Genomic DNA, 15,472 nt, shown 5'->3' with positions numbered 1-15,472 from the left:
GGGCATCGCACGCGAGGAGTCCATGGTCATGAAGCTGACCTGGAAGGACTCCGATGAAATCGCGTGGGCATTGATGGACAAGTTTCCGGATCAAGATCCGCTCAAGCTGAGCTTTCCAAAGTTGCACGCGATGGTCTGCGAACTGGAGGACTTCTCGGATGCCCCGGGGGCATCCAACGAGAAAATCCTCGAGAACATCCAGATGGCGTGGCTTGAGGAACGTTCGTAACCGCAACCCCGCTTCGGGGGCTTGCGATGCGGGACCACGCTGGCGACCGGTGCAGCGACCGCTCCGGCAAATCCCGGCATCGGCATGGTAAAGGCCACCCACAAGGGAGGCGCCTTCAGGGAGCCGGAGCCGGAGCGGGGGAGGGCGTCGCCGCGTTGCGCGCCTTCGCCGCAGCCACCTGTTCGGCCAGTTGACCAAAGCTCACGCGGTCCGTGTTGTTCCTGCCGACGTGACGAAAAATCTCCTTCCCGTCGGGATCGAGCAGGATGAGGGCGGGATAGTGAACGATTTCGCCGTGGAACCGGTAGCCGTCCGGAATCCCGTAGGCCCGGGCGAGGGCCGCCCCGGCATCGCGATAAATGATCGGGGCCGACGGAACACCGTCGCCAAGGCTGTTCATCCAACGTTCGATATCCTCGACGCTGTCCGGCTTGAGAAAGACCTGAACGACTCCCTCCAGCTCTCCGGAACGGCGGGAAAATTCGCGCACGTGTCTCAGGCAGATCGGACACTCCGTCTTGAGGAGGAAATGGAGTGCCACGTACGAGCCCCGGGCGGCGGCCAATTGGAACGTGCTTCCCGCCGGCACGGAGGGAACGGCGAAGTCCTCCGGAGACGCCGCCCGCGAGGGCCCGGCAGCCAGGCAGAGGATGGTCAGGAGCATTCCAGAATACGGTTGCCGGCCATGCCAGCGAACCGCCCTGGGCGGCTTTGCCGCAGGTGACGGGCAGGGATCGGCAGGGGTGGGACGCAGGACAGATTTTAGGGACATGCAGGGATGGGTCGGTCTCATCGCCGATGCATTACTGGAAACGGCGGCGGCGTCCGCTCCGTTCCCGGGAGCGGGATCCCGCGGTAGGGATGGGCTCCGCACGTCCGATATTTGCTCCGCCGGGTGCGTGGAGTCATTGCGGGGATCGGGGGAAGCGCCCGGGTGATGAAGCGTCACGCGTTCCCCGGCACTCGTCCACAATCGCGACGGAAGCGGTCCGGGCCGCCGGTGGAACGTGGTCCCTCCCGACCGGGAGGGCTGGCGTGCCGACAGCCCCATTCAGATCCGGGACCACGAGGTCCCACGTCACCGTGCGGCAACCCCACCCATTGCAGGCGCGGACCTGATCGGGGACCGCGACACGCGGTCCGTCCCGGCGATTGGATAGAACGGCTCAGATTTTCGCGGGCCCTGCATTGTCACTCTCCGTCCCTCGCCCTAGCCTGCGCCGGTTTAATGAATGATTCCTCGCCGCAAACCAAGAGCGGTCGCGCAACCCCGCGGCCCGCGCGGTGTTGTGTTAGCGGGCGCCGCCGCGAAGGCGTCCTCTCCGCAATGATTCTCCGGTTTGGTCAACGTCCACTGTGGCTGATCGCCTGTGTGGCCCTGGCGGTCCTCCCTGCCCTTCCGGTGCGCGGGGCCACGCAGGATCCCGCGGCCTCTTCGCTCAACTGGGTGGCATCATCCAACCGTGTGGATGCCCGGATCAGCGGCTGGCCGCTCACCCGGGTGCTTGGGCGCATCGCAGAGGCCACCGGCTGGGACGTCTACGTGGAACCGGGAACCGACCGGCCCATTCACGCCACATTCTCGGACCTGGCACCGCGCCAGGCCCTGACCCGGCTCCTCGGCGGTCTCAACTTCTCCCTCCAACCCCAGGCTTCCGGTCCTTCCCGTCTGCTGATCTACCGGACGGATCGCGACCAGGCCACCCGCCGGATTGCGATGCCCCCGAGGGCGGGGCGCATTGTCAACGAACTGATTGTCCGCCTTAAGCCCGGCTTCAAGGGATCCATTGAATCCCTCGCCCAATCCCTGGGCGGCGTGGTGGTGGGCAAGTTGGCGTCGGCCAACGCCTACCGCCTGCGCTTCGAGACCCCGGAGGCGGCCGAGGCAGCCCGCCGCAAACTGGAGGCGCTGCTTGAGGAGGTGGCCGCGGTGGAAAACAACTACCGGTGGGAACTGCCCGCGGAGGCTGCGTCCGACGTCGCGACACCGGCAGCGGCGGCGGGCGGCACCCTCCAGCCCCGGTTTGCCCCGGATGGCGAACAGCTCGTGGTCGGGATCATTGATACGGCCGCGCAACCGCTCTCCAACGGTCGGGAGGCTTTTGTGCTGTCCCGGACGGACATCGTGCCCGGACAGCCGGCCGACGAGGGGATCTGGCACGGCACGGCCATGGCCGAAACCTTCCTCAAGGGACTGGAGATGGCCGACAACTCCGAGGGCGGGTCCACCGTTCGCCTCCGGTTGTACAATGCCTACGGGGGCAACGAGGCTGCCACGACCTTTGACGTGACCCAGGCGGTGTTCCAGGCCGCGCAGGATGGCGTGTCCATTCTGAGTCTGAGCCTCGGTGGCCCCAACGGAAGCCCCCTGCTGAGCGATGCCCTCGGCTCGTTCGTCAATCAGGGCGGACTGGTTTTCGTCGCGGCGGGCAACCACGGTACGGATGCCCCCTTCTTTCCCGCAGCGGATCCGGCAGTCATCGCCGTCAGCGCGATCAACCGTGACGGACAGCGCATGCCCTGGGCCAACTATGGCAGCTATGTGGACGTGGGCGCCCCGGGCACGAGCGTGGTCCCCTTCAATGGCATGAACTGGGTGGTGAACGGCACGTCTCCGGCGACCGCGCTCACCGCGGGCATGGGTGCCGGCTACGCGGCCCGCACGGGCAAGCCGCTGGCGGATGTCCGCACGGCGATTCTCACCCAGATGCCCTTTAATCCCTGACCGCGCAGGGAGGCCCCGCCGATGGAGTCCTCCAAAACGAAAGCGGGCCGGGGCGAGGGATGGATTCACCCCGCTCCCGGCCCGTGAGCCTCCAGGCGGTGGGTTCAGAGTCCCTTGGCAAGGATCAGCTTCACCAGGTCCCCGACCCGGTTGCTGTAGCCCCACTCGTTGTCATACCAGCTCACCAGCTTGAAGAACCGCTTGTTCAGCTCGATCCCCGAGCCGGCGTCAAACACCGACGAGGCGCTGCTATGGATGAAGTCGCTGGACACCACCTCGTCCGAGGTCCACTCGAGAATCCCCTTCAGGTAGGTCTCGCTGGCGCGCTTCATGGCGTCGGAAATCTCGGCATAGCTGGTGTCCCGGGTGGTTTTGACCGTGAGGTCCACGACGGACACCGTCGGGACCGGAACGCGGAACGCCATGCCGGTGAGCTTGCCCTTGACCTCGGGGCAGACGAGCGCCACGGCCTTCGCGGCGCCGGTGGTGCTCGGGATCACGTTTTGCGCCGCGGTCCGTCCGCCCTTCCAGTCCTTGCGGGACGGACCGTCCACCGTCTTCTGGGTCGCCGTGTACGCATGCACGGTGGTCATCAGCCCCTCCTCGATGCCAAACCCCTCCTTCAGGAGCACGTGCACGACCGGCGCCAGGCAGTTCGTGGTGCAGCTGGCGTTGGAGATCACATGATGCTTGGCCGGGTCATACTTCTCGTGGTTCACCCCGAGCACGACGGTGATGTCCTCGTTCTTCGCCGGAGCGGAGATGATGACCTTCCGGGCTCCGGCGGTGATGTGGCCGTAGGCTGACTTGGGGTTCGCCTTGTCGGCGTCGGTGAACAGGCCGGTGGACTCAATCACGATGTCCACGCCCATCGCCTTCCACGGCAGCTCGGCCGGGGTGCGCGCGCTCACCACGTGTATTTCGGCACCGTTGACGATCAGGATGTCGTCGTCGGTTTTGTCGGGTGAGGACTTGCGGCTGCCGACCGTCCCGGAAAACCGGCCCTGAATGGAGTCGTACTTCAGCAGGTAGGCCAGGTTGTCGGCGGGAACGATGTCCCCGACGGCCACCACCTCGACCTCGCGCCCCACCAACCCCTGCTCCACCATCGCCCGGAACACGAGACGCCCGATCCGACCGAACCCATTAATCGCAACTTTGACAGCCATAGTTCTTGATTTCGTTGAGCCAAATTGTCCGTAAACAGAACCGTCAGCCTATCGGTGGAGCCGGTTGGGTCAACGGGTTTTCTGACCCCGTCCGACGAGCCACAACCGAAAACAGGTCCCCAGCGTTCTCCATTGAACGGGGGTGCGCCGGGCCGTCAGACGCCGGAGCCGGAAGGGATCACCGCCGGATTGATTCAGCCCGGGTGCCGTGGTGCACGCCGTTTCGTAACCCGCCTCGGCCACGGCATCCCGCACCGCCGGGTTCCAGTCGCCGTACGGGTAGCAAAAGTGCCGGACCGGAACGTTGAATTGATCCTCCAGCATCGTTTTTGAGGCCCGAATCTCCTCGCGGGCCTCGTTCAGGGGAATCTCTGTGAGCCGTGGGTGCGTGCAGGTGTGCGCCCCGATTCCGTGTCCCGCGGCCAACCATTCCCGGACCTGGACGGCATCCATCAACCGCTCCGACACCTCGCCCTCGCGCTGCTCCCATTCATTGGAACGGCCGAGCAATCCGGGCACCAGGTACTGAATTGCCAACATTCCCTGCGCCCGCAGCGGCTCGAGTCCGAGCCGCAGCACATTCTCAAAACCATCATCAAACGTGAGGACCACCTGGCGGCCGGGATTTCCGGCCGCTCCTGGCCCCCCCCCCGGCTCCACCGAGCGAAACCCCGCGTCCGCCAGCTCCGCCAGCTGCCGGTGAAATAACGCGGGATCCACGTACAGACCCCGCAACCGGGTCCGTGGGGGACACCGTCCCAGCTTGTGGTACATGAGCACGGGAAGCCCGCCCCCCAAGAACCAGTTCGCGAACAGCGCCAGCGAGGTGTAACAGCCGGGCACTCCGGACGCCGGATCCGCATGGCCGTCCGAAGCATCCATTCCAGGGTGCCGCAACATCAGAGAGGCCATGGACCCGGTGCCGGACGAATCCTCGACTCCGTGCAGGCTTCGAGCCAGTCCATCAGGGCGAAGCGTTCTGCAGATCCCCGAAACCACATCCGGCGGCGGTGGACCGCCTCATCCTTCATGGACAGCACGCAATGGAGCGTACCCCAGAGGGGGATCCGCTCAAGCGCGCTGTGGTCGGCCAGCACTTCCCCCGGGAGCCATGAACGCAGAAAGGTCCGCGAGGCGCGCCAGCCCCCGCCTCATGGCCTCAAGGCAATCACCGCCGAAGCAACTCCCGATAGAGCTCAAGCATCTCCCGCGCATACCGGTCCAACGACATGCGCGACGCGACCCGTTGATGGACGGCGTGCCGGAGTTCCGGGGACGGCGGATCCGCGGCCGCCACGCCGGCCATCGCGGCGGCCAGTGCGTCCACATTCTCGGGAGGCACCAGACGGCCGAGTCCCCCGATTTCAAATGCTTCCGGAATGCCATCAAGGGACGAGGCGATCACTGGACGCCCGCACGCATGCGCCTCGATGACCACTCCGGGCATCGCCTCGGTGCCAATCTGGGGATGCACCATGCAGTCCAACGCATTCATGGCCGTCGGCATGTCACTACAGTGACCCGGAAGCGAGGCGACGCTGCCCAGCCCGAGCCTGCGAATATCCGCCTCCAGGACCGGGCCGAGACTGCCGCGACCCAGGATCACAAACCGGGCGCGCGGCACCGCCGGACGAATGCGCGCAGCGGCCGCAAGGAATTCCCGCTGCCCCTTGCCCCGCGGAAGCGTGAAGCCACCGACGACACCAAACACAAAGTCGCCGGGTTCGGCTCCCCACTGCTGTCGCATCGCCCCTACCGCCGGGTCCGGGGATGGCGCCGGACAAAACCGGTCCAGCTCGAACCCGCCATATACGACGAGAATTTTCCGGGCATCGCCGCACATCGGAGGACGCCAATGCCGCTCGACCTCCGGGGACTCCGGATCGGCATGCCCCTCCGTGAGCACCCTGGCCACGAAGTGCGAGCAGGCCACCAGGGCATCGCATTGTCCCAGCACGAATCGGCGTCCGGGCCACGAACCCGGGCTCTTGGCCAGATGTCGCGACAACACAAGACGCGGGCGTTTCCCGGACAGCCGGGTGGCCAGGATGGCCGGCCAGTAGTCGCGTCCGTGGTGGGCATGGACGACGTCCGGACGCCACCGCCGGATCCAACGGGCGACCACGGCGATGTAGCGCAGCTTGATCGGGCCCTCGGCGCCGGTGTCGTGGAGGGCGACCCCCAGGCGTTGCGCCTCGGCGGCGAACTCGCGCCCGGCCGGGCCCGCGATCCGGACGTCCACGCCCGCGCGGTGCAGTCCGCCGGCCAGCTTTACGCACTGGTCATCCGTGCCGCCTCCGGTCAGGAGGGTGTTCAATTGGAGCACGCGCAGGGGCATCGGGACAACGCCGTCACGCCGCGCTCCCGGAATTCAGCCGCAACGCCATCGGCCGGGTCACCCAACCTCAGCCCTGCCGCCCGTGCAAGCTCCGGCGGTTCCGCGAGCCCTCACGGCCTTGACACCCTTTTTAACATGGCCAATCTAGCTTGATGAAAGTAGCCACGGTAACCGAATCAAAAAACAATCTGAGCGAACTCCTCCGGGCGGCCAAGGCGGGCCACGGCGTCCTGATCCTCGACCGCGACGTTCCGGTGGCACGCTTGGAGCCGGTGATCGCCAACACGCTGCCCGAGGACCTTCGGCTGGCGGCCTTGGAGCGTGAGGGACTCATCCGCCGCCCCCGACAGGCGGGATCCATCTTCGAACAGCTCCGGGCACTTCCGGCGCCGCGACTCGAACCGGGCCGGAGCGGCGTCAACGCCGTGATCGCGGAACGCGAGGAGAATCGGTGAAGTTTTGGGACACCTCGGCCCTGGTGCCCCTGATGGTCCAGGAGCCCGCCACCACGGCCCGGGAGCACCTCCTCCGATCTGACCTCACCATTTTGGTCTGGTGGGCAACCGCGGTGGAGTGCGCCTCCGCCCTGCGGCGACTGGTCCGGGAGGGGGCGTTGCGTGCGGCAGACGCGGAGGCCGCCGAAGCGCGACTGCGCCAGTTCGAACAATTCTGGGTGGCGGTGGAGCCGGCGGATCCTGTCCGCAGGCAGGCCGCTCGCCTGCTCCGCATCCACCCGCTGCGCGCGGCAGACGCGCTTCAGCTGGCCGCAGCCCTGGTCGCCTGCCAGCATGATCCCCGCACCCTTCCGTTCGTCTGCGCCGATGACCGGTTGGCTACCGCCGCCAGATTGGAGGGGTTTGATGTGTTGACCTGACCCGATCCGGTCCAGGTCGCCAACCGGTCGATCCTTGTCGGATCAGGACTCCCGGCCCACGCTCGTGGACGGAGGAACTCATGCTTGCACCCGGTCGCCCTGTTTCACGTCGCCGCTTCCTGCGCCAGGCCGCCGGCGGGGCTGGTGCCATGGCAGGCGGCCTCTCCTGGTCCCAGCCGGCGGGGGACCGTCCCGTCCCGTCCGAGGGGGTACGGGTGCTGCTCCCGCGGGACCGTGTGCCGGTGGGCCTCATCATTGACGACTCCACCTGCCTCGTGAACCTGAACCGGTTCGCGATGCCGCAGTTCGACGAGGCATTCGGATACGCCAATCCGGCGTATCACCGCGACTGGCGCGAGTGGCCGGTGGAGATCCCCGACCGGTTTGTGCGCACCTTCGCCGAGTGGTGCGCCACTGAGGGGGTGAAGGGCAAATACAGTGTCGTGCCCCAGCCTGCCTGCGTCGGACGACTTGACCGCGGGCTGCCCGGCTGGACCCGCCGCGAGCTCGACGAGTCCCTGGACCTGTTGCGCACCACGCTCGCGCCGAACTGGGATTTCCATCCGGAAATGGTCACGCACACGCGGGTCATTGACCTGCGCACCGGACACCCCTTCCCGGAGGTTTCGCTGCGCACGATGGAGAACTGGGAATGGACCACGGGACGCAGCGCGGACGAAATCGCCGCCTACCAGGCGTATGCGCTGCGCATCCTCAAGGAGGTCGGACTCCACTGCGAGGGGGTCACCACCCCGGGCGGCTATGGCACCCGCGCTCTGCCACAGCTCGCCGAGGCCAGCCTGCAGTCGGTCCGGGAGGTCTTCGGGGCCGAAATCCCGCACTACTTCCGGCACCTGTACGATACGGGTGACGAAAGCGTTGCGCCGCGGGTGGAACTCGCGGCCGGACTTCAGGGTCCGGACCCGCGCTGCGTTGTCAGCATGATCGCCTGCACCGGCGACTGGACGGGCGGCTGGGACAACTCGGAGCCGGAGGGTGCCGACCGCTTCATCACTGCCGACGGGCAGGCGGGCCGGCTGGTCGAGGTCATCGGACGGGGCGAACCTGCGATGATGCTCGCCCACTGGACAGGATTCTATTTCAACGGGCTGCACACCGGGTTTCATGTCTTCCAGGAAGTCGTCCGACGGCTCAAGGAGCATTACGACCACCTGCACTGGATGAAGCTCAGCGAGTTGTCCCGGTACTGGGCGGCACGTGAGCTGACCACGCTGACGCACCAGACCGGCGCTCTCGCCCTGCACGCGCCGTTTTCCTGTCCCGACCTCACCCTCCGCTGGAGCGCCATGCCCACCGGCCCGTTGAAGCTGCGGCGCGCCGGCGACGTGGTGCCCTTGCGGGAGGTATCCGGACCCCGCCTTCTCGAGCGCAACACCTGGTGTCGAAACGGGCCGGAGATGACCGCCTGCCTGGATCTTCCGCGGGGCAGGTCCCGGCTGGAGTGGGAGTGATGATGGGATGCATCCGCGGGAGCTGGCGGAGGCCGCACCGCCGGCTGTGAAATCGAATCCGGTGATGACGAGCCCCCCGGCGACATGGCACGCTCCACCCCATGACCGCGGAATCCTGTCGAAGGCCCGGGGCGCGCGTGGCGCTTGCGTTTACGCTCATCGAGCTTCTCGTGGTCATCGCCATCATCGCGATTCTTGCCGGCATGCTGCTGCCGGCGCTCGGAAAGGCGAAGATGCGCGGGGTGACCGTCCGCTGCCTGTCCAACCTGCGCCAGATCGGTGTCACGATGGCGATGTACACCGGGGATCACCAGGACCGCTTCCCCTACTCGGGGCGCGCCTGGCCGCACATGCCCTTCGTGGATCTGCTCCACCTCTTCAATCCCTACATCAGCACCAACAACCGGTCGTTCTACCTGTGCCCCGGCGACAAGCCACCCCCGTGGAACGTGGCCTGGGTGCGGGTCCATGGCGCGGGCAACGGGGGCATCCGGACCAATGATCTGCTCTTCGGCAACTCCTACTATTACTATCACCAGTTCTACAACGACGACCAGGGAGCCCGCCTGACGCAGCGACGGACGACCGAAGTCGGCTCCCCCTCCAAGAAGGCCATCACCAGCTGCTTTGCCGAGCCCGAATTTGGGAATGCGTTTGACCGGAATCTCGCGCACGGGCGCGGGGGCTGGCCGCTGCTGTTTGTGGACGGCCACTCCGAGTATGTGAAGACCAACCGCATGAACCGCACCGCACCATACGGCGAGTTCAATCTGGACTGGACGATCGGGGGCCTGCGGACCGGCGAGGACCTCAAGTAACCCTGCGGCACACGACAGGAACCGGCGACCCTCCCATGCTGAAGCACTCCCTGATTCATCCGGAGATCAATGCGGTGCTGGGCCGTGCCGGCCACCATTCGCGAGTGCTGATCGCCGACGGTAACTACCCGGCGGCCACCAAGAAGGGGCCCAATGCCACCGTGGTCTCGCTGAATCTGTCGCCCGGGTGCGTCACCGTGCTCCAGGCGCTCCGTGCGGTGCTCGGCGCGGTGCCCGTGGACGAGATTCACACGATGGGCATTCCGCCAGACGATCCGTATGCCGCGTACGGCGAGCCGCCGGTCTGGGCCGAATTCCGGGCCGAAATCGCCGCCGCCGGTCTGGGCCTGTCGCTGGCACCAATCCAGAAGTGGGATTTCTACCGTGCGGTGGAGTCGCCGGACCATGTGCTCACGATTCAGACCGGGGACCTGTCCCTGTGGGCCAATGTGCTGCTCACCCTTGGCTGTCGCACGGCGTGAGCGCCCGTGCTTGACCTTCCCCGCCCACTGGCCATGGTTCCCGGCTCGCCTGTCCGCAGGCCTGCCCTTATGTTGCACATCCGGAACATCGCCATCATCGCCCACGTGGACCACGGCAAGACCACCCTGGTGGACTGCCTGCTGAAGCAATCCGGCACCTTCCGCGAAAACCAGCACGAAATCCGTGAGGAACGCCTCATGGACTCCATGGATCTGGAGAAGGAGAAGGGCATCACCATCCGGGCCAAGAATGCGGCCTTCAAATACAAGAACTACCACATCAACATCGTGGACACCCCGGGCCACGCCGACTTCGGAGGCGAGGTCGAGCGGATCATGAACATGATTGACGGCGTGCTGCTCGTCGTGGATTCGGCCGAGGGTCCGCAGGCGCAGACGCGGTTTGTACTGCGCAAGGCGCTGGAGGCCGGGGCCAAGCCGATCGTGGTGATCAACAAGATTGACCGGGAGAACGCCCAGCCCAAGAAGGTGCTCGACCAGGTGTTCGAGCTGTTCATGGCGCTGAATGCCACGGACGAGCAACTCGACTTCCCCTTCATCTACTGCTCGGCCAAGGAGGGCTACGCCAAGGTCGAACTCGACCACGTCACGGGCACCATGGAACCGCTCTTTGAGGCGATCACCCGGCACATCCCGCCGCCGCGCGCCCATGCCGGCGACGGGTTCCAGTTGCTCGTGGCCAACCTGGATTACAGCGACTACCTGGGCCGGATCGCGTTCGGCAAGATCTACGAGGGCAAGGTGCGCGTCGGCGATCCCGCCATCTGCCGCCATGGCAGCGGCCGGATCACCCGAAACAAGGTCACCGCCATCTACCATTTTGAGGGGATGAAGCGCATCGAGATCCAGGAGGCCCACGCCGGCGACATCGTCGGCATCACGGGCTTCGAGGAGGTGTTCATCGGCGAGACGATCTGCGACAGCGAGGCCCGCCCGGCGCTGCCGTACATCCCCACCGATCCGCCGACGATCCAGATGGAATTCGCGGTCAACGACGGCCCGCTGTCCGGACAGGAGGGCAAGATGGTCACCGCCCGGCACCTTTGGGAACGGCTGGTGAAGGAAACCCGCACGAACGTGGCGCTCCGGGTGGCCCAGACGCCGGATCCCAAGGTGTTCTCCGTCTCCGGACGCGGTGAGATGCAAATCGCCATCCTGGTCGAGCAGATGCGCCGCGAAGGCTATGAGGTGCTGGTGTCGCGTCCCGAGGTGCTCTGGAAGAAGGATGCCGACGGCAACCCGCTGGAGCCGATCGAAAAGGTGTTCGTGGACGTGCCGTCGGAAAACCTCGGCGCCATCCTTGAGAACCTCTCCCATCGCAAGGCCCAGATCACCGGGATGAACCACGTGGGAAATCAGGTTTCCGTCGAGGCCCTCGTTCCGATGCGCGGGCTGATCGGATTCGAGACCGACCTCGTCAATTCCACCAAGGGCATGGGGGTGATGAGCCACCTGTTCCACGAATACGGACCCGACCGCGGCGAAATTGCCGCCCGCAAGAACGGATCCCTCGTGGCCATGGAGGCCGGGGAGGCGACGTCCTACGCCCTCAACATGGTGCAGGAACGCGGACGCCTGATGGTCGTGCCGGGCGACGCCGTCTACGTCGGGCAGATCGTCGGCGAGAACGCCCGCGAGGAGGACATCCCGGTCAATCCGGTAAAGGAGAAGAAGCTCACCAACATGCGGTCCCAGGGGGATGGCAAGGGCATCCAGCTCAACGCCCCTCTCAAGCTCAGCCTGGAGCGTGCGCTGGAGTACATTGACGTGGACGAATACGTCGAGGCGACGCCGAAGAGCCTGCGTCTGCGCAAGAAAATCCTCGACGAGAACCAGCGCAAGCGGGCCGAAAAGTCCCGCAAGCTCCGCTTCGTGGCGGAGTAGGGTCCCCGGGGTCGGAGGGCATGTCCGGCAGCCGATTGGCCGGGCAACCACGGATGCCGAAGTTCCACCCATGCTGACGGCGTGACCCGGTAGGGCAAAGGTCCTCCTGCGCCGTCCGCTTGTGGAGTCCCCACAGGTCCCGCTTGCAGTCGCACGCACGGCTCGGCAGGAGCCTCGCCCCACCGACCTCACCCGCTGGTGGGGCTCGAGCTCGCCTTCCGATGGTGGGGCGAAGGTCCTCCTGAGCCGTCCGCTTGTGGAGTCCCCACAGGTCCCGCTTGCAGTCGCACGCACGGCTCGGCAGGAGCCCCGCCCCACCGACCTCACCCCCTGGTGGGGCTCGAGCTCGCCTTCCGATGGTGGGGCGAAGGTCCTCCTGAGCCGTCCGCTTGTGGAGTCCCCACAGGTCCCGCTTGCAGTCGCGCGCACGGCTCGGCAGGAGCCCCGCCCCACCGACCTCACCCGCTGGTGGGGCTCGAGCTCGCCTTCCGATGGTGCGGCGAAGGTCCTCCTGAGCCGTCCGCTTGTGGAGTCCCCACAGGCCCCGCTTGCAGTCGCACGCACGGCTCGGCAGGAGCCTCGCCCCACCGACCTCACCCGCTGGTGGGACTCCAGCTCCCCCTCCGATGGTGAGCACTTTTTGACCGGGCACCCAACGTTCCATCAGCTGCGGGCACCACTGCGTGGGCAGGCAGATTGCGTTGGGAACGCTTTTGTCTGGTTTCCCCGTGCACGCTGACGGACCCTTTCATCGGTTCCCCTCGGCACCTTTCGGGCCTGAATTTCAACGGTCAACCCCATGCTCCCATGATGGACCCGAATCTGGTCCTCTTTGCCGTCGAAGCCGGCATCAAACTCGGCCGCAAGATCAACGACGTGCTTGTGGACGAAACCGCCCAGCGGCCCCTGCTGATGCCCCTTGGGGAACTGGTGGGCAGCGTCACCCAGGGCGAGGCCATGGCGTTCTTCCGGGACCACCGGGAATTGTTCAAGTCCGGACAGCCATGCCACGGCCTGGAAGAGGACACGGCGCAACTGGTCCAGATCTACCGAGCCATGCGCTCCGTGGAGCTGGCGGGTGTGGTTCCGGTGTCCGACGTCAACCAGCGTCAGTTGGAGCTGGTCGGGCAATTGGCGGGCCTCGGGCAGTTCGATGCGAAGTTTGGCGCCCGGAATCCGGTGCGGCGGGTGTTTGGAACGGTGGTGGAGATCGGCATTGATTACTTCGCCACGCATCCGGAGGCCATGGGGCGCAATTCCGGGGCGAAGCGCGTGCTCGGCGCCTTCATTGGCGGATTGAAGGAGACGGACTTCGCCGAGGGCGCCGGACGGCAGATCCTGGCGGATCTCCTTGGAGCCGCCCTGTCGGCCCTCAGCAACCATGCGGCGCTGAAGGTTGATGACGAACGGCTCAAGGTCCTCTTCGCCGGGATCACGGGTGCGGTGGCCGAGGACCTGCGCCGGGCGGTGGCCGATGAGGATGAGACCCGCCGGCAACAATTCTTCCGCCGCATTGGAACCAGCCTGCTCCGGGGCGCCGCCGGGGCTTTGGTTTCGGACGTGGACCTGTTCCTTCCGGACGACGATGCGGCCCTGTTCGTCAAGGAGACGCTGGGACAGGTCCTTCAGGGACTCCAGGGCCAGGAGGACCTGTTCAACAACCAGTCGCTGGAACTGATCTTCAAAAGCGCCCTGCGGACGGCGGCGGAGCATCCGGAGGTGATGACCGACCGCAAGGTCCTCCAGTCGCTCATCTCGCGGACCGCGGCCGTTCTCGGCGATCGGAAATGGAAGCGGCTGTTCTCCGCAGAGACCGCGGGCGCCGTGCTGCATGAGGCGCTGGAGGTCGCGCGTGAAAACATGGAACTGCTGATGGATCCGCAGCATCCGCAGGAGCAGTTGCTCGCCGATGCCCTGGCGGCAATGGCGGGAAGTCTTTCGTCGCGGCTGGCCGGCGGTGGAAGCATCCAGGATCTGCTGTCCCGCCGCCAGGTGCTGGAACTGACGCGGGTGGTCCTCGGCGAGGTGGCCCGCCATCCGGAGCACCTGCTCGGCGACGCTGGCGGGGACCCGGGGAAAACGGTGCTCGCCCAGGTCATTGCGTCGGTGGCCCGCGCCCTGGGCGAGGATCCCACCGCGGTCACCAGCGGCGACGGCTTCCTGAGCCTGGTGCGCATCGCCCTCCAGGCCGCCCTCGACAACGGCCGCCTGTTGATTGACACGGCGTCGGCGAGTCCCGCCAGCAACGCACTGTTCCAGATCCTGCACCAGGTGGTGTCCGCCTTCGTCGCGGCTCCCGGTCCCCGCAAGATCTGGACCCGGGAAACGCTGATCGCAGTGGCCGCCCGGATGCTGCCGCTCGCCTCGGCGAACCTCCAGACGTTCATCGAGAGCCGTCCCGCCCTCGTCGGCGAAACCCTTTCCCGGACCCTCCAACTCGCACGGGGCGCCCTCTCCGGCCGGATCAATGGGGCCAATCTTCCGACAGTCGCGGAGGCCCTGCTGCACGCGGTCCTTTGGGACGACCTCTCCCTGGAGGATGCCGCCGAGGTGAAGGCCGCCGCCCTGGCCAGTTTGCGCCAGGCCTGATTCCGCACCCCGAGCCGCAACTTCAACCTCATTCAATCATGAATCCGATTCGTTTCCCGGCGTTTCTCAAGCTCGCGCTCGTCGCCGGCATGGCGGTCCTGACCGGCTGCTCCACCCTGAAGTATCGCGATGTCCAGAACCGGTTTGAGAAGGCGGTTCAGGCCGACAACCAGCGCTTTGCGGATCCCTTCATCGAGCCAGCCCACCAGTATCGGGAGGTGGCCGGTGAGCTGACACCAGATTTCATCGCCACGCTGGATCCCCGCCTGCAACCCAACGCGTGGACTCTGCGGGCCGTTTCCCAATGGCGCGGCGGGGAATTCACAAACGCCCTGGAAAGCGTGTCCCGTGGCCAGACGGCTCTGGAGCGGTTGGACCCCAACGACGGGCGGTGGAATCACTCCCGCGACGCCGTAATCCTCACCATGGTGCCCGGGTTGGTGGAGGACTCCCGGGTCAAGCAGCGCCTGGAGGCCGGAGGCCGGGAGGATGTCCGCGCCAGCTATCCGCAGTATGAGTCCCGTTTCAGGACGGCCCTGGTCGCCATGGCAGACGCGAAGGACCTGGTGAGCCCGGTAACGCCGCCCGAAGTCCGCCAGTATTGGTCGTACCAGGCGTGGCGGATCCTGAACAACTGGCAGATCGTGCTGGGTGAGCTGCCCCTCCTGGAACCGTCCACGGACGATGCGACGTCGGCTGCCGATCAGATCGTGAAGGACACCGTGGGCGGTGCCGGGCAACTCGAAGCCGCCAAACTTTCCGATGCCATTACCAAGGCCAGGGAATCGCTTCCGGAGGCCAGCCCTCTCTTTCAGTTGATGACGTTGGAATCGCAGCGCTGAACGACGTTCGCCAGATTTCCCCAGCCTCC

14 protein-coding genes are annotated in these 15,472 nt (G+C 66.2%); 10 read left to right on the top strand and 4 right to left on the bottom strand.

Annotated elements, in window-relative coordinates; translation table 11 throughout:
* Positions 1-28 precede the first annotated feature (28 nt).
* Positions 29-229, top strand: a complete 201-nt coding sequence (iscX, locus tag KF791_08980; protein ID MBX3732715.1) for a Fe-S cluster assembly protein IscX — start codon at positions 29-31, stop codon at positions 227-229.
* Positions 230-344: 115 nt separating this feature from the next.
* Here the strand turns inward: iscX and KF791_08975 are convergent, their stop codons facing one another.
* Positions 345-893, bottom strand: coding sequence for a redoxin domain-containing protein (locus KF791_08975; protein MBX3732714.1), 549 nt, complete (start codon positions 891-893; stop codon positions 345-347).
* Positions 894-1,556: 663 nt separating this feature from the next.
* On the opposite strand from KF791_08975, the gene KF791_08970 reads away from it, so the two are divergent.
* Positions 1,557-2,954 carry a S8 family serine peptidase gene (locus tag KF791_08970; GenBank protein MBX3732713.1) on the top strand — a complete coding sequence of 466 codons (1,398 nt, stop codon included), beginning with the start codon at positions 1,557-1,559 and terminating at the stop codon, positions 2,952-2,954.
* 104 nt (positions 2,955-3,058) lie between these two features.
* On the opposite strand, the gene gap is transcribed toward KF791_08970, so the two are convergent.
* From gap to KF791_08955, 3 genes are all read right to left on the bottom strand, one after another.
* Positions 3,059-4,123 carry a type I glyceraldehyde-3-phosphate dehydrogenase gene (gene gap / locus KF791_08965; protein MBX3732712.1) on the bottom strand — a complete coding sequence of 355 codons (1,065 nt, stop codon included), beginning with the start codon at positions 4,121-4,123 and terminating at the stop codon, positions 3,059-3,061.
* A 69-nt stretch (positions 4,124-4,192) separates the two neighbouring features.
* Entirely contained in the window at positions 4,193-5,035 is an 843-nt protein-coding gene (locus KF791_08960) for a polysaccharide deacetylase family protein (protein ID MBX3732711.1), read from the bottom strand.
* Positions 5,036-5,291: 256 nt separating this feature from the next.
* Entirely contained in the window at positions 5,292-6,461 is a 1,170-nt protein-coding gene (locus tag KF791_08955) for a glycosyltransferase (protein ID MBX3732710.1), read from the bottom strand.
* Positions 6,462-6,613: 152 nt separating this feature from the next.
* On the opposite strand from KF791_08955, the gene KF791_08950 reads away from it, so the two are divergent.
* From KF791_08950 to KF791_08915, 8 genes are all read left to right on the top strand, one after another.
* Entirely contained in the window at positions 6,614-6,916 is a 303-nt protein-coding gene (locus KF791_08950; GenBank protein ID MBX3732709.1) for a type II toxin-antitoxin system Phd/YefM family antitoxin, read from the top strand.
* Positions 6,913-7,335: a type II toxin-antitoxin system VapC family toxin gene (locus KF791_08945; GenBank protein MBX3732708.1), complete on the top strand. Its 423-nt coding sequence runs from the start codon at positions 6,913-6,915 to the stop codon at positions 7,333-7,335. The genes KF791_08950 and KF791_08945 overlap by 4 nt, the downstream gene beginning before the upstream one ends.
* Before the next feature lie 80 nt (positions 7,336-7,415).
* On the top strand, positions 7,416-8,807 hold the full coding sequence (locus KF791_08940) for a twin-arginine translocation signal domain-containing protein (GenBank protein MBX3732707.1): 1,392 nt from the start codon (positions 7,416-7,418) through the stop codon (positions 8,805-8,807).
* A gap of 101 nt (positions 8,808-8,908) precedes the next feature.
* Positions 8,909-9,625 (top strand): type II secretion system protein, encoded by a 717-nt coding sequence (locus KF791_08935; GenBank protein ID MBX3732706.1) that lies wholly within the window; start codon positions 8,909-8,911, stop codon positions 9,623-9,625.
* Positions 9,626-9,660: 35 nt separating this feature from the next.
* On the top strand, positions 9,661-10,107 hold the full coding sequence (locus KF791_08930) for an RbsD/FucU family protein (GenBank protein MBX3732705.1): 447 nt from the start codon (positions 9,661-9,663) through the stop codon (positions 10,105-10,107).
* Between the two features lie 69 nt (positions 10,108-10,176).
* Positions 10,177-12,012: a translational GTPase TypA gene (typA, locus tag KF791_08925; protein ID MBX3732704.1), complete on the top strand. Its 1,836-nt coding sequence runs from the start codon at positions 10,177-10,179 to the stop codon at positions 12,010-12,012.
* Between the two features lie 807 nt (positions 12,013-12,819).
* The gene (locus tag KF791_08920; protein MBX3732703.1) at positions 12,820-14,601 is read left to right on the top strand and encodes a hypothetical protein; all 1,782 of its coding nucleotides are present in this window, start codon (positions 12,820-12,822) and stop codon (positions 14,599-14,601) included.
* A gap of 38 nt (positions 14,602-14,639) precedes the next feature.
* A complete protein-coding gene (locus KF791_08915) occupies positions 14,640-15,443 on the top strand; it encodes a hypothetical protein (protein MBX3732702.1) in 804 nt (267 codons plus the stop codon).
* Positions 15,444-15,472 lie beyond the last annotated feature (29 nt).

It is taken from the genome of Verrucomicrobiia bacterium (assembly GCA_019634635.1).
Taxonomy (GTDB): Bacteria; Verrucomicrobiota; Verrucomicrobiia; order Limisphaerales; family UBA9464; genus UBA9464.
This window is presented reverse-complemented; position numbering and strand designations above follow the sequence as displayed.